Origin of the sequence: Leifsonia sp. NPDC080035 (assembly GCF_040050925.1) — a bacterium.
Lineage (GTDB): Bacteria > Actinomycetota > Actinomycetes > Actinomycetales > Microbacteriaceae > Leifsonia.
On record NZ_CP157390.1, the window covers coordinates 2,537,244 to 2,564,021 of the forward strand.

Sequence of the window (26,778 nt, forward strand, 5' to 3'; positions counted from 1 at the left end):
CCCGCAACACACCGTGCGGGAGCGGGAAGAACTCCGGAACGGATGGCGCGGGGCCTGCGAGGGCGCGTCACACCTCCGCGAACGCGCGCACCGGGAACGTGCCGAAGCCCTCGACGGCGGGCGGTGCGGCGGTGAAGCGCGCGCCGCGCGCGGGCAGGTCGCCGAGCCGGGTCAGGTGCTCGACGACGTGGACGCCCGCCGCCAGCAGCAGCGAGTGCGCCGGCCGGTCGCCCGCGCCCTCGGTGTCGTCGATGTTGAGGGAGTCGATGCCCACCAGGGCGACGCCCTGATGGACCAGGTGCCGGGCGGCGTCCTCGGTGAGGTACGGTGCGCCGGTCGCGTAGGCCGGTGTGCCGAACCGGCTGTCCCAGCCGGTGTGCAGCAGCACGGCGCTCCCCGCGAGCTCGCGGTCGTAGAACGCGGTGGCGGGGATACCGCGCTCCGACGCGTCCGTGAGGTGGAAGACCTCGGCGGGCAGCCCCACCAGGGTCGCCAGGTCGAGCGACGCCAGGTCGCCGCCGTCGGCGTAGCGGTGGTACGGGCTGTCGAGGTAGGTGCCCGTGTTCCCGATCATCGTGATGATGTCCATCGCGAACTCGGTGCCCGGCGCATACCGCGACCGCGAATCCTCTCGGGTCAGGTGGGGTTCGATCACGGGAGCGGGCAGGCCCGGGTAGGTGACCAGGCCGGCGCGGATGCGGTGGCTCAGGTCGATCACGCGGCCCGCGCGCCCGGAGTCGGGTGCGGTGTCCGCCGGAGCCGTCCCGCGGCTGCCGCGGTGCTGCTCCTCGACGATCCGCACGCCCCGCAGCTCCACCGAGCCGACCAGCGCGAGCCCGAGGTGGCCGACGAACAGCCGCGCCAGCTCGTCCTCCGAGATGTCGGCCGCCGGGACGTCGAGACGGAAGCCCTCGGCGGTCAGCCCGCCCCCGTTCACGAAGGCGACGGCGGCGTCGAAGTGCGCGCGGTACTCGGGCATGCGGTCTCCTCTGTTCGGTTCTGTTCGGCGCCGGGTGGTGCTCAGCGGTCGGGGAAGGCGTGGGGGAGTCCGTCGAGGACCGGCGTCAGCCGCTGCAGCCGCTCGCGCTCGATCGCGAGGCCGGCCGCGTCGCGCTGCCGACGCAGCACGGCGACGGCGACGAGGAAGGTCTCGGCGTCGACGGGGGGCAGCGGCGACACGTAGGGTGACGCCTCCCTGGCCAGCTCGGTGCTGAGGCCGAGACGGGCGGCGGGCGTGAGCTGCGGAGCCTGACGCACGAACTGGGCGATCCGGCGCGAGAGCCGGTCCGGGAGCCGGGCGACGTCGGCCGTGGCCGCCCACCCTGCGAGGTGCGGGGCGAGGTAGAGCGGCAGGGGCTGCGCCTTCGGCACGCGCTCGAGCTGGCTGTACGTCCCCGCGAGCAGGTCGCCCAGCCGCTTCGACCGCGCGTTGAGCAGGCCGGTCAGCGCCGCGATCCCGCCCATGGTCATGAAGATCTCGAGCACGCCGACCAGTGCCCGGATGAACGCGTGCCGGAAGCCGATCGCGCCGCCGTCGTCGCGCACGATACGCGCGCCCACCGCAAGCCTGCCCAGCGACTTGCCGCGGAAGACCAGCTCGACGGTCGTCGGCAGGATCACCATCCCGAACACCAGGATCAGGATGATCAGCGCGCGCACGAGCGCCTCGTCGAGTCCGCCGCCGGTGGCGAGGACGAGCAGGATGCACCCGAGCATGACGAGGAGGGACAGCAGCCAGTCGATGATGGTGCCCGCGGCGCGCAGGATGTAGCTCGCCGGCTTCACATCCAGCGTCACGGCCTCGCCGGTCACCAGCTCGCGCTCGGCCGCCGCGTCGCGCGGACGCGGGACGGCCGACCCCTCCACGCTCTCGGTCATGGCTATCATTCAAGCAGATGGATCTCGACGCATATTCGGACGCGCACAGGGCCGACTGGGACAGGCTGGCCCAGCTGGCGAAACAGCGTCGCCTCGACGGCAGGGACGCCGACGAGTTGATCGACCTCTACCAGTCGGGGGCGGCCGACCTCTCGGCCATCCAGACGAGTGCCGGCTCCACCGCGGTGGGCGACCGGCTGTCGCTCACGCTTGCCTCCGCGCGGCTCCGGTTCACCGGCGCCGGCGCGAACCTGTTCTCCCAGATCCCGCGGTTCTTCGTGCTGCAGCTGCCCGCCGCGCTGTACCGCATCCGCTGGATCGTGCTCGCCGTGGCCGTCGCGACGGTGATCGTCGCGACGCTCTACGCCGTGTGGATCACCGGCAACCCGGATGTGCTCCGGAACCTGGGCAGCGACGCCGACCTCAAGCAGTATGTCGAGCACTCGTTCATCGACTACTACTCGAACAACCCCGCTGCGTCCTTCGCCGGGCAGGTCTGGACGAACAACGCCTGGATCGCCGCCCAGTGCATCGCGTTCGGCATCACCGGGGTGTGGGTGCCGTACGTGCTGCTGCAGAACGCGATCGGCGTCGGAACCGCCGCCGGCGTGATGTTCGCCTACGGGCACGGCGACGTGATGTTCGCGTACATCCTTCCGCACGGGCTGCTGGAGCTCACGAGCGTGTTCGTCGCCGCGGCGGCGGGCCTGCGCATCTTCTGGGCGTGGATCGCGCCGGGCGCCAGGACGCGCGGGCAGGCGCTCGCCGAGGACGGCCGCGCGCTCTTCACGGTGGCGGTGGGCTGCGCGATCACCCTGTTCGTCTCCGGCCTCATCGAGGGGTTCGTGACGCCGTCGTCGCTTCCGGTCTGGGCGAAGATCGGGATCGGCGCGCTCGCGCTCGCGGCCTTCCTCGCCTACATGCTGGTGCTCGGCCGCCGCGCGGTCCGCGCCGGCGAGACCGGCGACCTCACCGAGTACGAGGCGGGCAGTCGCCGCATCGTCGCCGGCTGACTCCGCATCCGCACACTCGCCGACCGGCGAGGGGCACGTTGTCGTCGCTTTTCGGCGCGAAAAGCGACAACAACGTGCCCTTCGGCGGGCGAAGGGCGTCGCGGCGGGCCGCTACAGGCGGCCGGCGGCCTTGAGCGCGAGGTAGCGGTCGGCGAGCGCCGGCGGCAGCTCCTCGGGCGAGCCGGTGACGACGTCGCCGCCGAGCCGCTGCACGGCGGCGGTGACCCGGCTCACATCCAGCAGCGCGCGCTCGGCGGCGGCCGCGCGGTACACCTCCTCGCGATCGCGGCGGAGCCCGGCAGCGGCGAGGCTCTCCGGATCGGTGACGCTCGCCACCACGACCAGGTGCTTCTTCGTCAGCTGCGGGAGCACCGAGAGCAGCCCGCGGGATGCGCCGGGCGCCTCGATCGAGGTCAGCAGCACGACCAGCGAGCGCTGGCTGGTGACCGCCGACACCTGCGCGGGCGCGGCCGACCAGTCCATCTCGATCAGTGCCGGCTCGATCCCCGCCATGGTGTCGACCATCCGCGAGAGCAACTCGGGACCGCTCGCGCCCTGAACGCGGCCGCGCGACATCCTGTCGTAGGCGATCAGGTCGACGCGGTCGCCCGCGCGGGTCGCGAGGGCGGCCAGCAGCAGCGCGCCCTCGAACGCCGTGTCGATGCGCGGCTCGTCGGCGACGCGGGCGGCGGAGGTCCGCGCGGTGTCGATCACGATCACCACCCGGCGATCCCGCTCGGGCCGCCAGGTGCGCACCATCACCCGCGAACCGCGCCCACCGGTGGGGTCGTGCCGTCGTGCAGTGGCTCGCCAGTCGATCGAGCGGACGTCGTCGCCGCGCACATACTCGCGCAGCGAGTCGAACTCGGTGCCCTGCCCGCGCAGCATCACGCTCGTCGTGCCGTCGAGCTCGCGCAGCCGGGCGAGCCGGGAGGGCAGGTGCTTGCGGGAGGTGAACGGCGGCAGCACGCGGATGCGCCCCGGCGCCGCGAGCGTCGCCTGACGTGCCCAGAGGTGCAGCGGACCCCAGGAGCGCACGGTCACCTCGGTGACCCTGCGCTCTCCGCGCCGCCACGGGCGAAGCGTCGCCGTCATGCGCCGGCGCTCGCCGGACGGGATCGAGATCGCGGCGCGCGTGGGCTCGGCCGCTGCCGAGGGCTCCCAGCCGTCACGCACGGTGCCGCGGATCGCGCGGCGACCGGTGTTCGTCAGGTACAGCTCGGAGACCGCGTCCGCCCCCAGCCGCACGCGGGCGGGGAGCTCGCGCCCGATCGCCAGCGCGCGCGGCGATCCCGCCAGCACGAGGTCGAGCGCCCCGAGCAGCAGGCAGAGCAGCACCCAGCCGCCGAGCGCGGCGTAGGCCGCCGCCTCCTCGCCGCCGAGCAGGGCGATCGGGACGACGCCCAGCGCCAGGAGGGCGACGAAACGTCCGGAAACGGTCATGCGCGCGGCCTAGATCGGGACCTGGACCTGCTGCACGATGGAGCGCAGGATCGCGTCGGCGCCGACCCCCTCGAGCTCCGCCTCCGGCCGCAGCTGGATGCGGTGCCGCCACACCGGCAGCAGCATCGCCTGCACGTGGTCGGGCGTGATGGAATCGTACCCGGACAGCCACGCCCACGCCTTCGCCGCCGCGAGCAGCGCGGTGGTGCCGCGCGGGCTCACACCGAGCCGCACCGACGGGCTCTGCCGCGTCGCGCGCGCCAGGTCGACGATGTAGGCGAGCACGTCGCCGTTGGCGCCGACCGAGGCCGCCGACGCGCGCGCAGCGTGCAGCTGCTCCGCGCTCAGCACCGGCGTCACTCCGGCAGCGCCGAGGTCGCGCGGATTGAATCCGGCGGCGTGCCTGCGGAGCACCTCCACCTCGCTGTCGCGCTCGGGGACGTCGAGGGTCAGCTTCAGCAGGAACCGGTCCAGCTGCGCCTCCGGGAGCGCGTACGTTCCCTCGTACTCGATCGGGTTCTGCGTCGCCGCGACGATGAACGGATCCGGCAGCCGCCGGCTCACCCCGTCCACGCTGACCTGACGCTCCTCCATCGCCTCGAGCAGGGCGGACTGCGTCTTCGGCGGCGTCCTGTTGATCTCGTCGGCGAGCAGGATGTTCGTGAACACCGGGCCCTCGCGGAAGACGAAGCCGCCCGTCTGGGCGTCGTAGACGAGCGAGCCGGTCACGTCGCCCGGCATCAGGTCCGGCGTGAACTGGATGCGCTTGGTGTCGAGGCTGAGCGCCTCGCTGAGTGAACGCACCAGCAGGGTCTTGGCGACGCCGGGCACGCCCTCCAGCAGCACGTGGCCGCGCGCGAGCAGGGCGATGATGAGCCCGGTGACCGCGCCGTCCTGGCCGACGACGGCCTTGCCGACTTCGCCGCGCACACGCGCGAGCGCTTGGCGCAGGCTCGCGGCATCGGCCGCGGGCGCCGCGGACGCGGTGGGGGATCCGGTGGTGAGGTCGGTCATGCTTCCATTCTTCCGGTCGGCCCCGGGTGTCCGGGGGAGACGGCTGCGGCGGTTGCCCGTTCGAGCTCCGCCAGGGCATCCGAGAGCGTCATGAGGTCGGCGTCGGTGCGCGGGATGTCGTCGATGAGGAGCCCGCGGACCCGTCCACGGTCGCGCCCGGTGAGGGCGGCCACCGCGTCGATCACGTCGTCGGCCGTGCTCGCGCGGGAGAGCCCGGCGAGCCCGGCGAGCCGCCCGATCGCACCGATGCGGAGGGCGTCGACCGCGCGCAGCCGCGCCGACGAGCGCTGGTAGAGCCGCGCGCGCCCCTCCCTGGTCTCGCCCGCTCGGACGACGACCGGGAGGCTCTCCACGACGAGCGGCCCGAACCGTCGCCCCCGCCACACTGCGGCCGCGACGAACACGAGCAGCAGGAGCAGGACGACCGGAGTCACCCATCCCGGCGTGAGCGCGGCGAGGTCCGGCGGCCCGGTGACCGGCCGGTCCAGCAGACCGGGGAGGTACCAGACCAGCGTGCGGTGGCCGCCGAGCAGGTTCAGGCCGAGCGCGGCATTCCCCTCGCGCTCGATGCCCTCGTTCGTGAAGAGGGCGGCCGAGCCGACCAGGTAGACCGTGCGGCCGTCGAAGCCTGTGCGGACCAGGGAGGCGCCGCCGTGATCGTCGACGAAGCACGACGCCGCGTCGTCCTGGGCGCGGAAGGAGCCGGGCGAGACGGCATCCTTCGTGTTCGCGGTGGCGCGCGGGTCGATGCGTTCGGCACGCTGTGCTGCGGAGACGCCGCATCCTGCGTCGACGACGCCGCCGGGCGCTCCGGCGGCGCGGACGCCGGGGGCCAGCGTCTGCAGCGCCTGGAAGTCCGGCTCGACGACGACAAGCGTGTTCGCGACGGAGCTGAGCTGGTCGTACCCGTCGGACGGGAGGTTGCCCGAGGGGTCGTAGACGAGCACGGTGGTGTCGTCGCCCGCGACGTCGCGCACCTCGTCGAGCGAGCCGGCGGAGTGGACCGTGACGCCGTGCTGGCCGAGCACCTGGGCGAGCGCCTTCCCGCCCACGGGTGCGGCGTTCCCCGCGTCCAGGGCCGTGCCGCCGGCGTTCCCGCGACCGGAGAGCAGGATGCCGCCCAGCGCGACGAGCACGGCGATGGCGCCGAGCACGATCCAGGGGACGGCGCGGCGCGACGTCTGCCGCACCGTCGGCGAGACCGCGACCGCGACGTCGGGGCGCGTCGGTGTCGCCTGTGCCGTGCGTGTCGTCGTCACGCGGGCACCGCCTGCTGCGCCGGGCGGACCTGCTGCAGCCGCGCATCCAGGGCGACCAGGAGCTGGTAGCGGGACTCGGTGCCGGGCCGGTCGAGGTAGCGGACGTCGTCGAAGGCCATCGCCGCCGTCCGCAGCTGCTCGCCTTCCTGCGGCGCGACGGCGGCGGCCCGCACGGCGAACTCCGTCGCGGTGGTGCCAGGGGTGACGCGCACGAGCGTGCGCTCGTCGAGGCCGACCGCGATCGCGCGGAACTGCTCCTCGATCGCCGTCACCCAGTCGGCGGCGCGTGCCGCGGCCGCCGCTGAGGCGCGCAGCTCGGCTGCGGTGCGGGTGTCGTCGGATCCGAGCACCGGCCGTCGCGCGTCCGCCGAGCGGCGGTTGGCGCGCGGTCGCCCGAAGACAACGAACGCGACGACGATGAGCGCGGCGACGAGCGCGACGACGACGGCCAGCAGAACCGGGCCGGCGTCACCGGTCGGGCCGGAGAAGAGGGACTGGATCCAGTCCAGCACCGCCTTCGAGGCGAGGTCGAACCAGGTCGGCTTCGCGGTCTGGTACTCCGGCTTGGTCAGCTCGGTGCGGATCCACTCCTGGGCGTCCGGCGAGCTGGGGTCGACCGGGATGTCGAGGCGCACGGCGCTCAGGCGCCCGGCCAGGGCGTGCTGGGCGCGGCCGGTGCCGCCGGGGCGGGCTGCGTGAACGGATCGGGGAGGTCCTGGCCCGTCTGGCGCGCCTCGACGAAGCGCACGAGCTCGAGGTCGAGACCCTCCTTGCGCATCCGCAGGTCGATGTAGATGAGCGCGACGGCGGCGGTCTGCACGACGCTGCCGATGGCGCCGATGATCGCGCCGACGATGCTCGAGACGAGAGTGATGCCCAGCTGGCCGGCCACGACGGCCGAGAAGCTCGACGGGTCCTGCGTGCTCAGCGACGTGGGCGCGAAGATGCCGCCGAGCATCCCGCCGACGAACGAGAACGGCACCGTGATGATCTGGGTGACCGCGTAGACGATGAGCCAGATCAGCGCGATGACGCCGAAGGTGCGCCAGAAGTTGCGGTTCGTCAGCCGCCACGCGCGGACGATCGCCGCCCCCAGCGGGAGCCGTTCGATCACGATGGCGCTGGGCACGATCGCGAGCTTCGTGTTGATCCACACGGCGACGGCGATGAGGCCGAGCCCGCCGACGAACCCGGCGAGAACCGCTCCGACGACGCCGGCCGGTCCGCCGAGCGCGGCGAGGGCGACGACGACGCCGACGACGAGCGCGATGGCGAGGAGCCAGGCGAGCGCGAACAGGAATGTGTAGCCGATCAGGGTCCCGACGCGTCCGCGGACGAAGCGCCAGAGCGCCCGGAAGGTGAGCTTGTCGCCGAGGGTCTCTCGGGCGACCTCGCTCACGATCACGCCCTGAAGGACCGCGGAGAACACCGTGGAGATGACGATGGACAGCACGCCGAGCACGATCGAGCCGCCGATCGCGCCCGCGGTGATGGCATCCTGCTCTCCCGCCTCTGCGTTGGCGATGCGCTGGAAGAGGAACGCGACGCCGGCGGTGATCAGCACCGACACGACGATCGTCGGGACGCCCTGCAGCAGCAGCGCGGCGCCCACGGTGATCCGGGGGTTCCGGCGCAGCGCCTGGAACGGCGCGCCGATCAGGGTGCCGAAGGCGAGCGGACGCAGCGGGATGAGCCCGGGCTTCGGCGGCGGGGCCCAGCCGGGCTGGGCGCCGGGGGTCGCGTTCGGCTGCTGCCAGCCGTAGCCGGGCGGCGGATAGCCGGGCTGCTGGTACCCGCCCTGCGGGTAACCGGGCTGCTGGTAGCCGCCCTGCGGGTACCCGCCGTACTGCGGAGCAGCGGGGGGCGTCTGCGGCGCGTACTCGCCGTACCGGGGGAGGGGCGGGACGGGAGGCTGCGCGTCCGGGCGCTGCCCGCCGACTGCGCCGGCGCCCGCGTCGTTCTCGTTCGAGCCCGGCGCCCGCCAGGTCTGGTCGTCGCTCACGTACGTGCCTCTCATCCCCCGTGTGGTGCGCTGATCCCATGCTGGCACATCCGTCGTTCCGGCGATGCCCCGCCCACAGGGCACGTCGGGCGGGCATTCAAGGCTCGCGCAGACGACTCGACTACGCTTGTGCCGTTGCAGCCGCGGCGCGCGCCGCCCGAGAGGGGTTCAAGGAAACTCGCACATGACTAGTCGCATCCTGGTGGTCGACGACGACACCGCCCTCGCCGAGATGATCGGCATCGTGCTGCGCACCGAGGGATTCGACCCCGTCTTCTGCGAGGACGGCTCCGAGGCGCTTGACACCTTCCGCGCCAGCAAGCCCGACCTCGTGCTGCTCGACCTGATGCTCCCCGGCATCGACGGCATCGAGGTCTGCAGCCGGATCCGCGCTGAATCCGGCACGCCCGTCATCATGCTCACGGCCAAGTCCGACACCGCCGACGTCGTCAAGGGCCTGGAGTCCGGCGCGGACGACTACATGGTCAAGCCGTTCAACCCGAAGGAGCTGGTGGCGCGCATCCGCACCCGGCTGCGGCCCGCGCCCACCGCGCCCGCGGCGGAGCAGCTGCGCGTCGGCGACCTCGTGGTCGACGTCGCCGGACACGAGGTGCGCCGCGGCGACACGCGTATCGCGCTCACCCCGCTCGAGTTCGACCTCCTCCTCGCCCTCGCGTCGAAGCCGCAGCAGGTCTTCACCAGGGAGATGCTGCTCGAGCAGGTCTGGGGCTACCACTACAAGGCGGACACCCGCCTCGTGAACGTGCACGTGCAGCGGCTGCGCGCCAAGGTGGAGCAGGACCCGGACAACCCGAAGATCGTCATGACCGTGCGCGGGGTCGGCTACCGCGCCGGCGCGGCGACGTAGCAACGGGGACGTCGGCATGCGCTTCCGATGGCCGGATAGGGAGTGGTGGCGGCTGGTGCCGTCCCGTCTCGCGCGCCTCTGGAGGCGGTCGCTGCAGCTGCGGACGGTGGCCATCACGCTTCTGCTGACCGGCGTCGCGATCCTGGTGACGGGTATCTACATGGCGCTCTCGATCAGCAACGACCTCTACCAGTCCCGCCTCGACGAGGCGCTCCGAGACTCCAGCAGGGCGACGACGGCGGCGCAGTCAACGCTCAACGCCTCCGACCTCTCCGCCTCCGACAGCGGCAAGAACCTGCTGAACACCGCTCTGCAGACCGTGCAGTCGTCGACCTCCAGCCGCCTGGTCGCCGCCTACCGCGTCCCCGGTCAGGATACCGGCGTGCTCGCACCGCCGGACCGGGGCAGCCCGGCACTCAACCCGGTGATCTCGCCCGCCCTGCGGGAGAAGGTGCAGAAGGGCGGGACGAAGCAGTTCTTCCAGTCGGTCGCACTCCCGGCAGGGGGCGGCGCGACCGACCCCGGCATCGTCGTCGGCACCCAGCTGACCCTCCCGTCGTACGGACGCTACGAGCTGTACATCGGCTACAACCTGCGCGACTCCGAGAACACCCTCTTCTTCGTCCAGAACACGCTGCTCCTCGCAGGCCTCGCGCTCATCGTCCTGATCGGGGCGATCACCTGGGTGATCGTCCGTTTCGTGGTGGAGCCCATCCGGGTCGCGGCCCGCACGAGCGAGCGGCTCGCGGCGGGCGACCTCGCCGTGCGCATCCCGGAGCGCGGGGAGGACGTGTTCGCCTCCCTCGCCCGATCGTTCAACGGGATGGCCGACAGCCTGCAGAACCAGATCAACCAGCTCGCGACGCTGTCGCAGCTGCAGCAGCGATTCGTGTCCGATGTCTCGCACGAGCTGCGCACCCCGTTGACCACCATCCGCCTCGCCGGAGACGTGATCTACGACCAGCGGGACTCGTTCCCGCCGGCGACGGAACGCACCGCCGAGCTCCTGCACACCCAGATCGAGCGCTTCGACCGGCTGCTCTCGGACCTGCTCGAGATCAGCCGCTACGACGCCGGATCGGTCGCGCTCGAACCGGAGCCGACCAACCTCGTCCGGCTCGCGGAAGACGTGGTGGACGAGCTGCGCACCCTCGCGGAACAGAACGGCATCCAGCTGCGGTTGGACGCCCCCGGCGGCTACTTCGACGTCGGGATGGACCCGCGGCGCATCCGCCGCATCGTGCGCAACCTCGTCGGCAACGCGATCGAGCACGGCGAGGGCAAGCCCGTGGTCGTCACGGTCGACAGCAACGAGACGGCGGTGGCGCTCACGGTCCGCGACTACGGCATCGGGATGAGCCAGCAGGACGTCAACCACGTCTTCGACCGCTTCTGGCGCGCCGATCCCAGCCGCAAGCGCACGCTCGGCGGCACCGGACTCGGGCTCGCGATCTCACTGGAGGACGCCACCCTGCACTCCGGCTGGCTGCAGGTGTGGTCGATGCCGGGACAGGGCTCGTCGTTCCGACTGACGCTGCCGCGCATCCACGGCAAGGAGATCTCCGCGTCCCCGCTGCCGCTGCCCCCGATCGACGCCGGCTGGGTGCCGAGGGCCGAGCCGGATCCGGCCGCCGCGGTCGACGACGGCGCTCGCGAGAGAGCGCTGCCGGGGAAGGAGGCGCACGCATGAACCACCGCCGTCCCCGCTCGCGCGCCCGACTGGCCGCCGCGGCGCTCGCCGCCGGGCTGGCGCTCGCCCTCGCCGCGTGCGCGAGCATCCCCGACTCCGGGCCGGTGCAGGAGGGGCGCGCCGTCACCCAGGTGAACGATCCGCTCGACCTCGACTTCAACCCGTCGCCGCCCGAGGACGGCGCGACGCCGCAGCGCATCGTGCAGGGCTTCATCGACGCGGCGTCCAGTCCGAAGAACAACTTCGAGATCGCCCGCGAGTACCTCACGACGTCCATGGCGTCGTCCTGGAAGCCGGACGAGTCGGTCACGGTCGACGACGGCAGGAACCGCGTGTACGACCATCAGGCGAACCAGTGGAGCGTGCGAGTCAACCCGCTCGCCAACGTCGACAGCGTCGGCGCGTACCACCCGGTCACCAGCACCGCACCCGTCAGCCTCAGCTACGAGCTGACGAAGGAGGACGGGCAGTGGCGGATCGCCGTGGCGCCGAACGGGGTCGTCATCGACGACCCGACGTTCCGCGCGGTGTATTCGCAGCAGAACCTCTACTTCTTCAGCCCCGGCTACGGATACCTGGTTCCGGACGCGCGCTGGTTCCCTGCCCGGGTGGCCGCGGCGGCGACGCGGGTCGTCAGTGCCGTGCTCGCCGGTCCGGCGAAGTGGCTGAACGGGGCCGTGGTCAGCGCGTTCCCGCAGGGCACGCAGCTCGCCGTGCCGTCGGTCACGACGTCCGGAGGCGTCGCGCACGCCGACCTCAGTTCGGAGGCCGGCCAGGCCGACCAGCTGCAGCTGCAGCGCATGCAGCTCCAGCTCGAGCAGAGCCTCGGCTCGCTGGCGAGCTCGGTGCAGCTCTCGATCGAGGGCAACGTGCAGCAGATCCCGCCGCTGAACGACGGGTCCGCGCCGATCCAGGATCCTCCGGTCGATTCGCACCCGATCGTCTACCGGGGCACGAGCTTCGGCCTGTCGTCGGGGTCGTCGATCACCGATCTCAGCGGGCTGAGCGACAAGGTCGTCGCACTCGCACCGACGGCCGTCTCGGTGAACGCCGCCCGCGACGAGGCCGCCGTGCTCGCGAAGGGCGGCGCCGCCTACCTGGTCAAGAAGTCCGGGGATCCCATCCGGGTCGACTCCCGCCGCGGCCTCATCGCCCCCGCGATCGACAACGACGGCTGGCTGTGGTCGGTGCAGGGCTCGGCTCCCGGTGGACTGCTCGTCTCGTCCTCGTCCGGCGGCCTCCACCCGGTGAAGGCGGACTGGCCCGGCGCGACCGCGATCACCTCGCTCGCCGTCTCCAGGGACGGCTCGCGGGTGGTCGCCCTTCTCACGACGGCCTCGGGTCCGACCCTCGTCGCGGCCGGCGTCCTGCGCGGCAGCGGAGGAGTGCCGACCGAGCTGACCCAGCCGGTCGAGCTCGGACTGGGCGACGGCACGCCGGTCTCGGTCACCTGGACGAGCGACCTCAAGGTGGCCGTGCTCAGCTCCACCAACGGGGACGCGACCAGCATCGCGGAGCAGACCATCGGCGGCACGATGACGAGCACGGCCGGTCCGGCGGCCGGCCGGGTCATCGTCGGGGCGGGCGGCCTTTCGCGCTATCTCGTCCTGGCGGCCGACGGCACCCTGCAGGCACCGACCGGCACCGGCTGGCAGACGCAGACCGACAAGGTGGGCGCGGTCGCCGTCCAGATGGGGCAGCCGTAGGGCGTGCGCGGGCGCGCGTCTCCCGTTCTCAACTCCGGAGCTTTCGGGCGGATTGCGGGGCGATGTCCGTGACTCCGGACCTGTGAACGGCGAGTCGCGCGGAACGTCCGGAGTTACCGGCGAGCCCGAACTCATCCACAAGAGTCATCTGGTGAAGCCTTCTCCACAGATCCGCAGGAGCCGCGGACGGCGGTGATCGCGTGCCGCGATGCTCGTCCCATGACAACGACGAATCTCCTCCCGCCGGCCGTCCACGACGCACTGCTCGATGCGGCAGCGATCCTGCTCCCCGTCCGCTGCGCCGGTTGCGCGGCACCCGACCGCGCCGTGTGCGACCGCTGCTCCCTGGCCCTCGAGGCGCACCCGAGCCGGACCGAGCTCGGCTCGCTCGGGGTGTGGGCGGCTCTGGACTATGAGGGCGTCGCCCGCGCGGTGCTCCTGGCCTACAAGGAGAGGGGGCGCACCGACGCCGCGCCGGCCCTCGCCGCTGCGCTGCGACCCGCGGTCGTGGCCGCGCAGCGGGAGCACGCCGCGGTCACCGCGGCGACGGCGGCGACCGCGGAGACTGCGGATCCGCGGCCATCGGCCCGGGGCTCGGCACTGCTCCCGGTGCTCATCCCGTCGACCCGGCAGGCATGGCGCACGCGTGGGTACCATCCGACCGGCCTGGTGCTCGCCCGCTCGCGGATCCTCGTCCCGCCGCTGTGGCACGCGCTGCGGCTGACCAGGCAGACGGCCGACCAGGCTGGGATGAGCGGGGCGGCACGCGCGGCCAACCGCGAGGCCAGCATGGTCGCGAGCCCGCGCCTGCGCGGCCGCGCGTGCCTGCTGGTCGACGACATCGTCACCACGGGCGCGACCCTACTCGAAGCGGCCAAAGCGATCCGCAGCGCGGGCGGCACGGTGGCCGGAGCGGCGGCGATCGCGCGCACCCCGCTGCGTTCGGGCTGATGCTCAGGGAACACCCAGCGGAGTCACCGGGAATGCCGCCTGTTTTCCGGTTCCGTATCCGGAGGGGGAGCACTACGGTAGTCGAAAAGGCGCGAGCGATCCGCCCTTCGTGATCCGGGCGGACGTCACGCCCGATCAGGGAGGTCTCCATGGACATCAACATCGTCGGACGCAACCTGGGAATCACTGATCGCTTCCGTGAATACGCGACCGAGAAGTCGGACAAGGTCGCGCATCTGGCGGAGCGGGCCATCTCCTTCGAGATCAAGGTCAGCCGCCACAACGAGAAGCTCGGATCCCAGAACGGCGACGACCGGGTCGAGTTGACGCTCGTCGGACCGAGGGCCGTCGTACGGTCCGAGGCGACGGGGACCGACAAGTACGCCGCGTTCGACATCGCGCTCGGGAAGCTTCTCGAGCGTGTCCGGAGAGCCAAGGACAGGCGCAAGGTGCATCGCGGGCAGCATCGCCCGACGTCCCTGCGCGAGGCGAGCACGGACGGCTTCAGCGCGGTCGGCCTCGCAGCGGCGCCCGTGTCGGTGCTCGACCAGGTCCGCACCGGGAGCACACCCGTGGTCTCCGACGAGCAGGCGGAGGCGGTGGAGGCGGACGAGGAGTACTGCCCGGTCGTGATCCGCCACAAGGTGTTCGCCAGCGTCCCGATGACGGTGGACGACGCGCTCTACTACATGGAGCTCGTCGGGCACGACTTCTACCTGTTCGTGGACCAGGAGACCAAGCGACCGAGCGTCGTCTACCGCCGCAAGGGCTGGGACTACGGCGTGATCGCGCTGGACGACGAGGCCGAGGAGCTGCAGGAGGTGGCGACGGCGGAGCGCAAGCTCGGCTGAGAGACGCAGAACACGCGCCGATGGTGTGCGCCCGGGCGGCGCACACCATCGGCGTCCTTTTTGGCGGCGTCCTTCTGCCCGCGCGTGCGGCGGCCTCGGAGCGGCCTTTCAGCTTCCGCTGGACCCGCTCTGCGGCTGAGCAAGTACGATGTCCCTATCGTCGGCGGAGTCTGCCGTCGTCGTGCGCCCGCCGGGGCGCGGGCATCATCGGCCCGACCGAGCAAAAGTGGAGTGCATCAGTGGCCTCAGTTCTTGAAAAGGTTCTCCGTGTCGGGGAGGGGCGCACCCTCCGTCGTCTGGAGGCTTACGCGCGAGCCGTCAACGCCCTCGAGGACGACTTCAGCGCGCTCACCGACGAAGAGCTCATGCACGAGACCGTCGAGCTGCGCGAGCGCTACAGCAACGGGGAGTCGCTCGACGACCTGCTGCCGGAGGCGTTCGCAGCGGTCCGCGAGGCGTCCAAGCGGACGCTCGGCATGCGTCACTTCGACGTGCAGATCATGGGCGGCGCCGCGCTTCACCTCGGCAACATCGCCGAGATGAAGACCGGTGAGGGCAAGACCCTCGTCGCCACGACGGCCGCGTACCTGAACGCGATCACCAGCCGCGGCGTCCACATCGTCACGGTCAACGACTATCTCGCCAGCTACCAGTCGGAGCTCATGGGCCGCGTCTTCCGCGCGCTCGGGATGAGCACCGGCGTCATCCTCTCCGGCCAGACCCCGGAGGAGCGCCGCGAACAGTACGCAGCGGACATCACCTACGGCACGAACAACGAGTTCGGCTTCGACTACCTGCGTGACAACATGGCCTGGCAGGCCAGCGACATGGTGCAGCGCGGACACTACTTCGCCATCGTGGACGAGGTGGACTCGATCCTGATCGACGAGGCCCGCACCCCGCTCATCATCTCCGGGCCGTCCTCCGGTGAGGCGAACCGCTGGTTCAACGAGTTCGCGTCGCTCGCCAAGCGGCTCACCCCCGAGGTCGACTACGAGGTCGACGAGAAGAAGCGCACCGTCGGCGTGCTGGAGCCCGGCATCGAGAAGGTCGAGGACTACCTCGGCATCGAGAACCTGTACGAGTCGGCGAACACCCCCCTGATCTCGTTCCTCAACAACGCCATCAAGGCGAACGCCCTCTTCAAGCGCGACAAGGACTATGTCGTGATGAACGGCGAGGTGCTGATCGTCGACGAGCACACCGGTCGCATCCTGGTCGGCCGCCGCTACAACGAGGGCATCCACCAGGCCATCGAGGCCAAGGAGGGCGTGGAGGTCAAGGCCGAGAACCAGACCCTCGCCACCGTCACGCTGCAGAACTACTTCCGCCTCTACAAGAAGCTCTCCGGCATGACCGGTACCGCCGAGACCGAGGCCGCCGAGTTCATGAGCACCTACAAGCTCGGCGTCGTCCCGATCCCGACGAACAAGCCGATGCAGCGCAAGGACCAGTCTGACCTGGTCTACAAGAACGAGAAGGCGAAGTTCGATCAGGTGGTCGAGGACATCGTCGCTCGGCACGAGAAGGGCCAGCCTGTCCTCGTCGGCACCACCAGCGTCGAGAAGAGCGAATACCTCTCGCGGCTGCTCGCCAAGAAGGGCGTGCGCCACGAGGTGCTGAACGCGAAGAACCACGCGCGCGAGGCCGCGATCGTCGCCCAGGCCGGACGCCTGGGCTCCGTCACCGTCGCGACCAACATGGCGGGACGTGGAACGGACATCATGCTCGGCGGCAACGCCGAGTTCCTCGCCGTCGCCGAGATGAACGCCCGCGGACTCTCTCCGGTCGAGACGCCGGAGGAGTACGAGGCCGCCTGGGACGGCGTCTTCGCCGACGTGAAGGCGAAGGTGGACGAGGAGGCCGCGAAGGTGATCGAGGCCGGAGGTCTCTACGTGCTCGGCACCGAGCGCCACGAGTCCCGACGGATCGACAACCAGCTGCGCGGTCGTTCCGGACGTCAGGGCGACCCGGGCGAGAGCCGGTTCTACCTCTCGCTCACGGACGACCTGATGCGCCTGTTCAACGCGGGCGCCGCCGAGAGCCTGATGGGCAGGACGAGCGTCCCGGACGACATGGCGATCGAGTCGAAGGTCGTCAGTCGCGCCATCCGCAGCGCGCAGTCGCAGGTCGAGGCGCGCAACGCCGAGATCCGCAAGAACGTCCTCAAGTACGACGACGTCCTCAACCGCCAGCGCGAGGCGATCTACAGCGACCGCCGGCACATCCTCGAGGGTGACGACCTGCACGAGCGTGTGCAGAAGTTCCTCACCGACGTCGTCGACGACATCCTCGACCAGCACACCGGCGAGGGCAGCGGGGACGACTGGGACTTCGACGCGCTCTGGGCCGAGCTGAAGACCCTGTACCCGGTCGGCGTCTCCATCGACGAGGTCATCCAGGAGGCGGGCAACAAGGGCCGGATCAACCGGGACTTCATGCGCCGCGAGATCCTCTCGGACGCCAAGATCGCCTACCAGAAGCGCGAGGAGTCCCTGGGCTCGCCCGCGATGCGCGAGCTGGAGCGCCGCGTCGTGCTCTCCGTGATCGACCGCCGCTGGCGCGACCACCTCTACGAGATGGACTACCTGAAGGACGGCATCGGCCTGCGCGCGATGGCCCAGCGCGATCCCCTGGTGGAGTACCAGCGCGAGGGCTACGCGATGTTCCAGCAGATGATGGGCGCGATCCGCGAGGAGACCATCGGCTTCCTGTTCAACCTGGAGGTGGAGGTCAACCAGGCTCCCGGCGAGGTCGAGTCCCCGGCTGTCGCGGCCAAGGGCCTCACCCCCGCCGAGAACGAGCCTCGTCTCAGCTACTCGGCTCCCGGCGAGCAGGGCGAGGTCGAGGTGCGCAACCAGCGCGGCCAGATCGAGCAGGCCGCCACCGCGCGCGCCCAGCGCCAGCAGCAGCAGTCGGCGCCGGCCGCCGAGGCGCCCGCGCAGGGGGCGACCCAGCGCGGCGCGTTCGGCCAGCGTGTGCAGGGCGACGAGGCCCCGGTCAACCGGGCCGAGCGTCGGGCGCAGGCGAAGAAGCGCTGACGACGCAGGAGTGAACGGTGCGGCGGCCCCGGCGGGGCCGCCGCACCGGCGTTTCCGCACGGTTCGAACTTTCGGACGATGCCGGCACGACCGCGGCACGCGAGGCTGGAACCATGAAGCTCTCGTTCGTCGCCGCCTCCGTCTATCTCGCCCTCGGCATCGCCTCCGGACTGTTCTACCGGGAGTTCACGAAGGCCAACGACGCGGCCGACGGCGTCGCCACCCAGCTGAGCGTCGTGCACACCCATCTGCTCGTCCTCGGCTTCGTGGTGTTCCTGATCGTGCTCGTGCTCGACCGGATCTTCGCGATCGCGCGTGGCCCGCTCTTCCACTGGTTCTTCTGGACGTACAACGCCGGCCTTCTGCTCACCACCGCGATGATGGTGGTGCACGGCTCGCTGACGGTGCTGGGGGAGCAGAGCTCATCGGCGATCGCCGGCATCGCGGGGATGGGCCACATCCTGCTCACGATCGCGCTCGCGCTCCTGATGACGTCGCTGGGCCGGCGGATCTTCGGCCTGGGGTCGCGGGCGAACACCGCCATCACAGCACCGTGATCGCGGTCGCGCGCCAGCGGGAGCGGTGACGCTCGAGCCGCATCGCGATCGCCCGGGAACGTGCACGCTCGTGGACGACCACGACCGCCTCGACCGTCGCCTCGTCGAGCGTGCAGAGGTGCGGGACGCCGATGCGCACCCGGGGACGCATCGCCCGCGCGCCCGTCGCACGGCGCGCGCGGCCGGCGATGACCGTCCGCCGCATCAACTGGACGAACACGGCGTCGCTGATCCAGCGTGCGATGTGGTCGAGCGATCGCGCGCCGGCGATGATCTCGACCACGCAGAGCGCCAGGTTGGCGCACAGCAGGCCGGGATCGCGGTCGAGAACGGCCTCCGTCGTCGGCACGAGGGACAGGGCGGGCGTCGTGACCTGGTCGGCGTCGTCGGCGCCGTCGGCCGGTTCCGCCACGCCGACGTCCGCATCCCTCTCGATGCCGATGCTGCTTTGCATGACCCCTCCTCCAGACCTCGCGCGTCCCCGGCGCGGCGAGCCTCACTCAACCAGCGCCCCCGCCGCCGTGACCAGAGCCCGAACGCGGGTGTGGATCGGCGTCCGCCTACACTTGAGGGGTGTCGACGCTCAGTGATCTCGTTCATGCCCAGGGACGCTCCTCCGAGGACGATGTCGAATGGCTCCACGGTCTCGTCGGCGACTGGCAGCTGCTCGCCGACCTTGCGTTCGCGGACATCGTGCTGTGGGTTCCGACGACCGATGACGACTTCGTCGCCGTGGCGCACGCGCGCCCGTCGAGTGCCGCGACGCTCTTCTACCGCGACTTCGTCGGCCAGCGGATCAAGCCGGAGTGGCGCCAGCAGGTCACGGACGCCTACCGCACCAAGGAGATCATCGACACCTCGGCGCCCGACTGGTACGAGGAGACGCCGACCCGCGTGCGCGCCGTCCCGGTCATCCGCCGGCTGACGGTGCACTCGCCCGACACCGCGGACGAGCCCGTCGCCGTGATCACCCGGCACACCAATCTCAGCGAGGCGCGCACCCCGAGCCGCCAGGAGCTCACCTTCAACGACTGCGCGAACGACCTGTTCAACATGATCGCGACCGGCGACTTCCCCGACCTCGGCGCGCCCGCCGCGCCGCGCAGGGGTGCCCCTCGCGCCGCCGACGGCCTCATCCGGCTGGACGTGGACGGCACCACCACCTTCGCGAGCCCAAACGCCCTGAGCGCCTTCAACAGGATGGGCTTCACCGGTGAGCTCGAGGGCGAGTCGCTCGCCACCGTCACGACGGGTCTGCTCGCCGGCACCATCACCGTCGACGAGTCGCTGCCGCTGGTCGTGACCGGCCGGGCGCCGTGGCGGACCGACATCGAGGCGCGCGGGGTGACGGTGTCGCTCCGCGCCATCCCGATCCGCAACCGGGGCGAGCGGGTCGGCGCCATCGTCCTCTGCCGCGACGTGTCCGAGCAGCGCCACCAGGAGCGCGAGCTGATCACCAAGGATGCGACCATCCGCGAGATCCACCACCGGGTGAAGAACAACCTCCAGACGGTCGCCTCGCTGCTGCGCATCCAGGCGAGGCGGACGCACTCCGAGGAGGCGCGCGAGGCGCTCAGCCAGGCCATGCGCCGCGTCGCCGCGATCGCCGTCGTCCACGACACCCTCTCGACGGGCCTCGCGCAGATCGTCGACTTCGACGACGTGTTCGATCGCGTGCTGCTGCTCGTCGCCGAGGTCGCCGCGAGCCACACGACCACGGTGCATCCCAAGAAGTCCGGCACCTTCGGGTCGCTGCCGAGCGAGTACGCGACGCCGCTCGCGCTCGCGCTCACCGAGCTCGTGACCAACGCGGTGGAGCACGGCCTGGCGGGGCGCGAGGGCCAGGTCGAGATCATCGCGCACCGGTCGTCCGACTCGCTCACCGTCAAGGTCGTCGACAACGGCTCCGGCCTGCCCGAGGGCAAGGTCGGAAGCGGGCTCGGCACGCAGATCGTGCGCACCCTCATCCAGGGCGAGCTGGGCGGCGCGATCGACTGGCACACGATGATGGGACAGGGCACCGAGGTCACCATCGAGGTGCCGCTGCGCTATCTGACGAAGGCCTGACGAACGCGTCGCTTCCGAGCGGAATGTCCAGCGGGCCGGCTGCGGCGAATCGTCGCGGCGGACGAATCGTCGCCGTGTTGACAGGCACCGGTGGGGTGCCGGAAGAATGGTCGGCCGTGACCACTGCCGATGCATCCCACCAGAACGTCCGCCGTCCCTCGATCGCCCTCGATGGCAAGTCGTTCGACATGATCTCGTCGACCTCGAGCGCCGTGGATGCCGCCGCGCCCACCCGGTTCCTGTACCGCGAGGCGGACGGTGTGCTGTGGGGCGACTACACCGGCGACACGGTGACCGTCGGCCGGTTCGTGGGCCGCCGCGAGGACGACGAGCTGCACATCTCGTTCGTGCACCGCGGAGTGGACGGGAGCACCGCGCAGGGCTCGGCGGTCTCGCAGGTGAGCATCGACGAGACGGGGCGCCTCGTCCTCACCGAGCGCTACGCGACGCCGGACGGCGCGGAGCACATCTCGGTCTGCCGCGAGGTCGGCTGAGCGCGGCGAGCTGCGCGCCGCGCGCCTGCATCCCGGGAAAAGGACCCGGTCAGCGGCGTTTCCGTTCCGCGTGCAGGCGCTCGGCGCGCTGATCGCTGGTGCGCACGAAGCGCGTCATCCCCATCCGCTCGCCGGAGGCCTGCAGGGTGTCCGACACCGGCTCCGGCAGGCGCAGCGAGACCTGCGCCGAGTACTCGTCCATCAGGAAGACGGTGACGGTGGCCTTGATCGACGGCCACTGCGCAAGCCGGGTCGCGACGAGATTGTGGATGGCTGACACCCCGCTCGCGCGCACCAGCAGCATCGCGTCGTGCTCGCCGGTCATCACCGTGAAGTACTCCAGTTCGGGCAGCGTCTCCACGCGGGCTCGGAAGTCGGCCCACTGGCTCTGCCGCAGCGTCACGAAGACCAGCGCCGCCACGCTGAGACCGACCGCCTGCGGGTCGATGTCGGCGTGGATCCCGCGGATCACACCGTCGGAGACGAGCGCTTCGTAGCGCGCATAGGCGTTGGAACGGGAGATCCCCAGCTGCTCGGCGAGGGCGGCGATGGAGATCCGGCCGTCCTCGCGCAGGAGTTCGAGCATCTTCAGATGCGTCTCGTCGAGTTCCATGCGCCCTCACATTCGTCCAACCGGGGTCGATTCATCCCCACTGTTTGGAGATAATATGCCGCGCAGCGGGGAGGTGGCTACATTTTGTTCCGCTGAATTGGTCGTGAGTTGACACTCCGTTCCGCGACCCAGTACTTTCACACCTAACCTTCCAACCGAGACCAAAGGGGTCACCCGTGTCCCACTCCCTGCGTCGCGCGGCCGTCGTCGGCCTCGCCGTGGCCAGCGCGCTCGTGCTGAGCGCCTGCTCCGGCACCTCCTCCAGCTCCTCCTCCGCCGGGAAGTCGATCGTGGTCGACGCCTCGTTCGACCTGAAGACGGCCGACCCGAACCGCGAGTACGAGACCACCGGCGGCATCGTCGCGCACGCCCTCTACCAGACGCTGCTCACCTTCGACGGCTCCGATGTCTCGAAGCCGGTCGACGGCCTCGCCAGCTACACGATGTCGTCGGACAACAAGGTCATGACCTTGACGATGAAGGACGGCGGCGTCTTCTCGGACGGGTCGAAGATCACCGCCGACGACGCGCTGTTCTCCCTCAAGCGGGTGCAGGGCATCAAGGGCAACCCCTCGTTCCTGCTCGACGGCATCACCGTCGCCAAGACCTCGGACACCACCCTCACGCTGACCTCGGCCACGCCCAACCCGGCGCTGCCGTACATCCTGCCGAACCCCGCGCTCGGCGTGGTGAACAAGAAGGTCGTCGAGGAGAACGGCGGGTCGGACTCCGACTCCGACAAGGCCGAGTCGTTCCTCAACAAGACCTCCGCCGGGTCCGGGCCCTACGTCCTCGAGTCGTTCGACGCGGCCTCCCAGGTGGTGCTGACGAAGAACCCCAAGTACACCGGCGATGCTCCCGCATACAGCCGCGTCGTGCTCCGCAACGTGCAGGGTCCGACGCAGAAGCTGAACGTGGAGGCGGGCGACTCGCAGATCGCGCTCGACCTGAACCCCGACCAGGTCGCCGCCCTCGACAGCTCGAAGGTGAACGTCATCTCGGCTCCGTCGCGGTACACGATCTTCCTGCTCCTGAACCAGGACAAGGCGGTCGACCCGTTCACCAGCAACCCCGACTTCATGACCGCGGTCAAGAAGGGGATCGACTACGACAAGATCCTGGACCTCGCAGGCAAGGGCTCGGAGCGCCCGGGCGGTGTCATCCCGTCGATCTTCGTCGGCGCGCTGAAGGCGGACGACGGCAACCAGTTCGACCTGTCCGCGGCGAAGGCCGCCCTGGCGAAGTCCGGCTACAGCGGCCAGAGCGTGAAGCTGAACTTCCCCAACGACATCACCGTGCAGGGCCTGTCGCTGCAGGCGGTGGCCGAGTCCATCCAGGCTCAGCTGAAGACCGTCGGCATCACGGTGCAGCTCGCCCCTGCCCCGGTCGCGACCGAGCTCGACGCCTACCGCAACGGCAAGGAGTCGGTCGGCCTCTGGTACTGGGGACCGGACTTCCCGGACCCCTCGAACAACCTCGCATTCACCCCGGGCGAGCTCGTCGGCCTCCGCGCCGGCTGGGCGAAGGGCGCGGACGCGACCGTGAGCGACCTCGCGGCGAAGGCCCAGGCCGCGACCGGCGACGCCCGCGCGGCGGCCTACCAGGCCATGCAGAAGGCGCAGAACGACTCCGGTCCGTTCATCCCGCTGCTCCAGCCCGCGCAGAATGTGGTGACGGCGAAGTCGGTGTCGTCCGTGTCGCTCAACCCGCTGTGGACGATCGACTTTGCGAGCACCAAGTAGCACGGCCGAGCGAACCGAGCGCAGCGCGCCGGCGGGTGTCCACCCGCTGGCGCGCTACCTCGGTCTCCGGCTCGGAATCACCGTCCTCCTGTTGTTCGGCGTCACCCTGGTCACGTTCACGCTGACCAACCTGGTCCCCGCCGACCCGGTGCAGGCGGCGCTCGGCGAGCAGGCCGCGGGCGACCCCGCGATCGTGGCGAAGTTCCGCCAGGACCAGGGCCTCGACCAGCCACTGCCGGTCCAGTACCTCACCTATCTCGGCCACCTGCTGCAGGGGAACCTCGGCACCTCGACGCAGACCCGCAACCCGGTCACCGACGACCTGGCGCGCGCATTCCCCGCCACCATCGAGCTGGCGGTCAGCGCGATCGTGATCTCGATCATCCTCGGCATCGGGCTCGGCATCGTTGCCGCGCTGAAGCGTCGGACGTTCTGGGACCAGCTCATCCGCGTCGTCAGCCTGATCGGCGTCTCGATGCCGGCGTTCTGGCTCGCGCTGATCGTCTACTTCGTGTTCTTCTACCAGCTGCACCTGTTCCCCGGCTCCGGCAGGCTGTCGCCGACCGCCGTGCCGCCGCCGCACGTGACGGGGCTGTACACGCTGGACTCGCTGTTCGCCGGCGACCTGGTGACGTTCGGCGATGCCGTGTCGCACCTGGTGCTCCCTGCGTCGGTGCTCGCCCTCTACACGATCGGCCTGCTCACCCGGTTCGCGCGGTCCGCGGTGCTCGAGGTCCTCGACCTCGACTACGTTCGCGCGGCGCGGGCGAAGGGGCTGCCTGGCCGCACCGTGGTGTTCGGCTACGTGCTTCGCGGAGCGCTGGTGCCGATCATCACGGTCGTCGGTCTCGCGTTCGGCTCGCTGCTCTCCGGCACGGTGCTTGTGGAGAAGATCTACTCCTGGCACGGGCTGGGGGAGTACGCCTACTCGGCGGCGACGAAGCTCGACCTGCCCGCGATCATGGGCGTGGGCCTGGTCGTCGGCTGCGTCTACATCGGCCTGAACCTCGTCGTCGACGTGGCGTACGGCCTCATCGATCCCCGGGTGAGGGCGGCATGACGCAGGACGTGTTGACCAAGGGGTTGCGCGCCCCCTTCCGCCGCCGGCTCGCGCTGCCGCGGACGCTCCGCACGCCGCTCGCGGTGGTCGGGACGGTGATCATCGCCGTCTGGCTCGTGATCGCGGTCTTCGCGCCGTGGATCGCCCCGTACGACCCGCTGGCGCAGGACTTCACCAAGCTGCTCGCTCCCAACGCCGTCAACTGGTTCGGCACCGACGAGGTCGGCAGGGATGTGCTCTCCCGGGTGATCGCGGGTTCGCGCGTCTCCATCCTGCTCGCGCTGCTGCTGGTCGCGGCGTCGCTGGTGATCGGGACCGTGCTCGGTGCTCTCGCGGGATATCTCGGCAAGGCGGTGGACGAGGTGATCATGCGGATCGCGGACCTCGTGTTCGCGTTCCCGACGATCATCCTCGCGATGGTGATCGCCGCCTCCCTCGGCCCGAGCCTCACCAACGCCGTGATCGCGATGCTGATCGTCTCCTGGCCGGCCTACGCGCGCGTCACACGCTCGCTCGTGCTCGGCGCCAGGAACAGCGAGTACGTGATCGCCGGCCGTCTGCTGGGGAACAACGCGGTCACGTCGCTGTCCAAGGACATCCTGCCGAACATCATCGCGCCGGTCTTCGTGCTGGCGACGCTGGATGTGGGCACGGCCATCCTGCTGCTCTCCGGCCTGTCGTTCCTGGGCCTCGGCGCGGTGCCGCCGACCCCGGACTGGGGCGCGATGGTCTCCTCCGGCGTGCTGAACTTCTCGTCGTGGTGGATCGCCGTCTTCCCGGGCCTCGCGATCCTCAGCGTCGTGCTGGCCTTCAACTTCCTCGGCGACGCGCTGCGCGACTCGCTCGATCCGCGCACGGCCGAGGGCATCCAGGGGAGGGCGCTGTGAGCGGGCTCACGATCCGCGACCTGACGGTGACGATGGGCACCGGCCAGCGCGCGCGACAGATCATCACCGGGATCGACCTCGATGTGCCGGCCGGCCGCATCACCGGTCTGGCGGGGGAGTCCGGCTCCGGCAAGACCATGACCGGTCTCGCCGCGCTGGGACTGCTCCCCGCGGGCGGCCGCGCCGCCGGCCGCATCGAGTACGACGGGCGCAACGTGCTCGACCTGCGCGCTCGCGAGCTGAACGCGCTGCGCGGATCGCGCATCGCCATGGTGTTCCAGGACCCGACGGCGAGCCTGCACCCCATGCTCACCATCGAGCGTCAGCTGACCGACCACCTGCGTCGGCACCGCGGACTCTCCAAGCGGGATGCCGTGGCGAGAGCCAGGGAGACGCTCGAGGTGGTCCGCGTCCCCGACCCGGACGGCGCGCTGCGGAAGTACCCGCACCAGTTCTCCGGCGGCCAGCTGCAGCGGATCGCGATCGCCATCGCGATCGTGTGCGGGCCGGACGTCCTGATCGCGGACGAGCCGACCACCGCGCTGGACGTCACGGTGCAGGCGGGCATCCTCCGGCTGCTCCGCTCGCTGTGCGACGAACTCGACCTCGCTGTCCTGCTCGTCACCCACGACCTCGGCGTCATGTCCGCGCTCGCGGACAGCATCGCCGTGATGCGGCACGGGGCCATCGTCGAGCACGGCGACCGCCACCAGGTGATCACCGCGCCGGCCGATCCCTACACGCGCGCGCTGATCGACGCGCTTCCGACGGCGGACAGGGAGGACGGATGAGCCTGCTGGAGATCGACGACCTCGTCGTCACCTACAAGCTGCCGGGCCGCGGCAGGATGACGGCGGTGGACGGCGTGAGCCTCCGACTCGGCAACGGCCAGGTGCTCGGCCTGGTCGGCGAGTCCGGCTGCGGCAAGTCCACCATCGCGCGCACCGTCTGCGGGCTGGAGCCGGTGGCCTCCGGAAGCGTGCGGTTCGCGGGTGCGCCCGTGCGCCGGCTCGGACTGCGACGAAGGGACCGCGAGCAGCTGCGCATCCAGATGGTCTTCCAGAACCCGTACGCGTCCCTCAACCCGCGCCGCACCATCGCGAGCCAGCTCGAGGACGGTCTGCGGATCAACCCGGACCGCTCGGCGTGGACGGTGTCCTCGCTTCTGGAGGCCGTGGAGCTGGATGCGTCGGCGGCCGCGAAGCACCCGCACGCGTTCTCCGGCGGCCAGCGGCAGCGCATCGCGATCGCACGTGCGATCGCGACCGGACCGGAGCTCCTCATCGGCGACGAGCCGATCGCCTCCCTCGACGCCTCTCTTCAGGCGAGCGTCGCCGGGATGATGCGCAGGCTCGTGCTGGAGACCGGCGCCGCGCTGCTGTTCATCAGCCACGACCTCTCGATCGTGCGCGAGATCGCGGACGACGTCGCGGTGATGCAGGCGGGCCGGATCGTCGAGACCGGTCCCGTCGCCCGGGTCTGGGACGAGCCGCAGGCGGAGTACACGCAGCGTCTGCTGTCGGCCATCCCGAAGGTGGACGGCCTCGGCAACCTGCCGGGTTGACGCGGCGCCGGAGGGCAGCAGAACGCCGAGGGGCGCTTCACGGACGGATGACGTCTGCTAGGTGTTCGTGAGAGCGCC

24 protein-coding genes are annotated in these 26,778 nt (G+C 70.9%); 15 read left to right on the top strand and 9 right to left on the bottom strand.

All coding sequences use genetic code 11. The features are described 5' to 3' along the window. Positions 1 to 67: 67 nt before the first annotated feature. Positions 68 to 979: a cyclase family protein gene (locus AAME72_RS12350; protein ID WP_348786852.1), complete on the bottom strand. Its 912-nt coding sequence runs from the start codon at positions 977 to 979 to the stop codon at positions 68 to 70. 41 nt (positions 980 to 1,020) lie between these two features. Further along, positions 1,021 to 1,878: an RDD family protein gene (locus AAME72_RS12355; protein ID WP_348786853.1), complete on the bottom strand. Its 858-nt coding sequence runs from the start codon at positions 1,876 to 1,878 to the stop codon at positions 1,021 to 1,023. A 17-nt stretch (positions 1,879 to 1,895) separates the two neighbouring features. Here AAME72_RS12355 and AAME72_RS12360 point away from each other — a divergent pair, with 17 nt between their 5' ends. Then, on the top strand, positions 1,896 to 2,891 hold the full coding sequence (locus AAME72_RS12360) for a stage II sporulation protein M (RefSeq protein ID WP_348786854.1): 996 nt from the start codon (positions 1,896 to 1,898) through the stop codon (positions 2,889 to 2,891). A gap of 111 nt (positions 2,892 to 3,002) precedes the next feature. Here the strand turns inward: AAME72_RS12360 and AAME72_RS12365 are convergent, their stop codons facing one another. Genes AAME72_RS12365 through AAME72_RS12385 form a run of 5 tightly spaced genes read right to left on the bottom strand, consistent with a single transcriptional unit; the run spans position 3,003 to position 8,609 of the window. Next, positions 3,003 to 4,334, bottom strand: a complete 1,332-nt coding sequence (locus tag AAME72_RS12365; protein WP_348786855.1) for a DUF58 domain-containing protein — start codon at positions 4,332 to 4,334, stop codon at positions 3,003 to 3,005. 9 nt (positions 4,335 to 4,343) lie between these two features. Then, the gene (locus AAME72_RS12370; RefSeq protein WP_348786856.1) at positions 4,344 to 5,348 is read right to left on the bottom strand and encodes a MoxR family ATPase; all 1,005 of its coding nucleotides are present in this window, start codon (positions 5,346 to 5,348) and stop codon (positions 4,344 to 4,346) included. After that, positions 5,345 to 6,607 carry a DUF4350 domain-containing protein gene (locus AAME72_RS12375; protein WP_348786857.1) on the bottom strand — a complete coding sequence of 421 codons (1,263 nt, stop codon included), beginning with the start codon at positions 6,605 to 6,607 and terminating at the stop codon, positions 5,345 to 5,347. The genes AAME72_RS12370 and AAME72_RS12375 overlap by 4 nt, the downstream gene beginning before the upstream one ends. Beyond that, positions 6,604 to 7,242: a DUF4129 domain-containing protein gene (locus AAME72_RS12380; RefSeq protein ID WP_348786858.1), complete on the bottom strand. Its 639-nt coding sequence runs from the start codon at positions 7,240 to 7,242 to the stop codon at positions 6,604 to 6,606. Before AAME72_RS12380 ends, AAME72_RS12375 begins: the two co-directional genes overlap by 4 nt. Before the next feature lie 5 nt (positions 7,243 to 7,247). Further along, positions 7,248 to 8,609 carry a hypothetical protein gene (locus tag AAME72_RS12385; protein WP_348786859.1) on the bottom strand — a complete coding sequence of 454 codons (1,362 nt, stop codon included), beginning with the start codon at positions 8,607 to 8,609 and terminating at the stop codon, positions 7,248 to 7,250. A 184-nt stretch (positions 8,610 to 8,793) separates the two neighbouring features. Here AAME72_RS12385 and mtrA point away from each other — a divergent pair, with 184 nt between their 5' ends. The 7 genes from mtrA (at position 8,794) to AAME72_RS12420 (ending at position 18,273) form a co-directional block, all read left to right on the top strand. Continuing rightward, the gene (gene mtrA, locus AAME72_RS12390; RefSeq protein WP_348786860.1) at positions 8,794 to 9,477 is read left to right on the top strand and encodes an MtrAB system response regulator MtrA; all 684 of its coding nucleotides are present in this window, start codon (positions 8,794 to 8,796) and stop codon (positions 9,475 to 9,477) included. Between the two features lie 16 nt (positions 9,478 to 9,493). After that, positions 9,494 to 11,167: an MtrAB system histidine kinase MtrB gene (gene mtrB / locus AAME72_RS12395; RefSeq protein WP_348786861.1), complete on the top strand. Its 1,674-nt coding sequence runs from the start codon at positions 9,494 to 9,496 to the stop codon at positions 11,165 to 11,167. Further along, positions 11,164 to 12,873 (top strand): LpqB family beta-propeller domain-containing protein, encoded by a 1,710-nt coding sequence (locus tag AAME72_RS12400; protein ID WP_348786862.1) that lies wholly within the window; start codon positions 11,164 to 11,166, stop codon positions 12,871 to 12,873. The genes mtrB and AAME72_RS12400 overlap by 4 nt, the downstream gene beginning before the upstream one ends. 219 nt (positions 12,874 to 13,092) lie before the next feature. Continuing rightward, positions 13,093 to 13,824 (top strand): phosphoribosyltransferase family protein, encoded by a 732-nt coding sequence (locus AAME72_RS12405; protein ID WP_348786863.1) that lies wholly within the window; start codon positions 13,093 to 13,095, stop codon positions 13,822 to 13,824. A gap of 149 nt (positions 13,825 to 13,973) precedes the next feature. Next, positions 13,974 to 14,675, top strand: a complete 702-nt coding sequence (gene raiA / locus AAME72_RS12410) for a ribosome-associated translation inhibitor RaiA (RefSeq protein ID WP_348786864.1) — start codon at positions 13,974 to 13,976, stop codon at positions 14,673 to 14,675. A 239-nt stretch (positions 14,676 to 14,914) separates the two neighbouring features. Continuing rightward, complete coding sequence (secA, locus tag AAME72_RS12415) at positions 14,915 to 17,716, top strand: preprotein translocase subunit SecA (RefSeq protein WP_348786865.1); 2,802 nt, start codon at positions 14,915 to 14,917, stop codon at positions 17,714 to 17,716. Positions 17,717 to 17,829: 113 nt separating this feature from the next. Further along, the gene (locus tag AAME72_RS12420) at positions 17,830 to 18,273 is read left to right on the top strand and encodes a DUF2871 domain-containing protein (RefSeq protein WP_348786866.1); all 444 of its coding nucleotides are present in this window, start codon (positions 17,830 to 17,832) and stop codon (positions 18,271 to 18,273) included. Here AAME72_RS12420 and AAME72_RS12425 read toward each other — a convergent pair. Beyond that, positions 18,260 to 18,727 carry an Rv3235 family protein gene (locus AAME72_RS12425; RefSeq protein ID WP_348786867.1) on the bottom strand — a complete coding sequence of 156 codons (468 nt, stop codon included), beginning with the start codon at positions 18,725 to 18,727 and terminating at the stop codon, positions 18,260 to 18,262. The genes AAME72_RS12420 and AAME72_RS12425 overlap by 14 nt on opposite strands. A 119-nt stretch (positions 18,728 to 18,846) precedes the next feature. Here AAME72_RS12425 and AAME72_RS12430 point away from each other — a divergent pair, with 119 nt between their 5' ends. Together AAME72_RS12430 and AAME72_RS12435 are read left to right on the top strand one after the other, a co-directional pair. After that, complete coding sequence (locus AAME72_RS12430) at positions 18,847 to 20,340, top strand: histidine kinase N-terminal domain-containing protein (protein ID WP_348786868.1); 1,494 nt, start codon at positions 18,847 to 18,849, stop codon at positions 20,338 to 20,340. 116 nt (positions 20,341 to 20,456) lie between these two features. Next, complete coding sequence (locus tag AAME72_RS12435; protein ID WP_348786869.1) at positions 20,457 to 20,834, top strand: hypothetical protein; 378 nt, start codon at positions 20,457 to 20,459, stop codon at positions 20,832 to 20,834. A gap of 49 nt (positions 20,835 to 20,883) precedes the next feature. Here AAME72_RS12435 and AAME72_RS12440 read toward each other — a convergent pair whose 3' ends face one another. Then, positions 20,884 to 21,447: an Lrp/AsnC family transcriptional regulator gene (locus tag AAME72_RS12440; RefSeq protein WP_348786870.1), complete on the bottom strand. Its 564-nt coding sequence runs from the start codon at positions 21,445 to 21,447 to the stop codon at positions 20,884 to 20,886. A 176-nt stretch (positions 21,448 to 21,623) separates the two neighbouring features. Between AAME72_RS12440 and AAME72_RS12445 the strand changes: the two genes are divergently transcribed. Genes AAME72_RS12445 through AAME72_RS12465 form a run of 5 tightly spaced genes read left to right on the top strand, consistent with a single transcriptional unit; the run spans position 21,624 to position 26,700 of the window. Beyond that, positions 21,624 to 23,189 carry an ABC transporter substrate-binding protein gene (locus AAME72_RS12445; protein ID WP_348786871.1) on the top strand — a complete coding sequence of 522 codons (1,566 nt, stop codon included), beginning with the start codon at positions 21,624 to 21,626 and terminating at the stop codon, positions 23,187 to 23,189. Further along, positions 23,173 to 24,249 (top strand): ABC transporter permease, encoded by a 1,077-nt coding sequence (locus tag AAME72_RS12450; RefSeq protein ID WP_348786872.1) that lies wholly within the window; start codon positions 23,173 to 23,175, stop codon positions 24,247 to 24,249. The genes AAME72_RS12445 and AAME72_RS12450 overlap by 17 nt, the downstream gene beginning before the upstream one ends. After that, positions 24,246 to 25,136, top strand: coding sequence for an ABC transporter permease (locus AAME72_RS12455; protein ID WP_348786873.1), 891 nt, complete (start codon positions 24,246 to 24,248; stop codon positions 25,134 to 25,136). The genes AAME72_RS12450 and AAME72_RS12455 overlap by 4 nt, the downstream gene beginning before the upstream one ends. After that, entirely contained in the window at positions 25,133 to 25,927 is a 795-nt protein-coding gene (locus tag AAME72_RS12460) for an ABC transporter ATP-binding protein (RefSeq protein WP_348786874.1), read from the top strand. The genes AAME72_RS12455 and AAME72_RS12460 overlap by 4 nt, the downstream gene beginning before the upstream one ends. Further along, positions 25,924 to 26,700: an ATP-binding cassette domain-containing protein gene (locus tag AAME72_RS12465; RefSeq protein ID WP_348786875.1), complete on the top strand. Its 777-nt coding sequence runs from the start codon at positions 25,924 to 25,926 to the stop codon at positions 26,698 to 26,700. Before AAME72_RS12460 ends, AAME72_RS12465 begins: the two co-directional genes overlap by 4 nt. Positions 26,701 to 26,778: the final 78 nt, after the last annotated feature.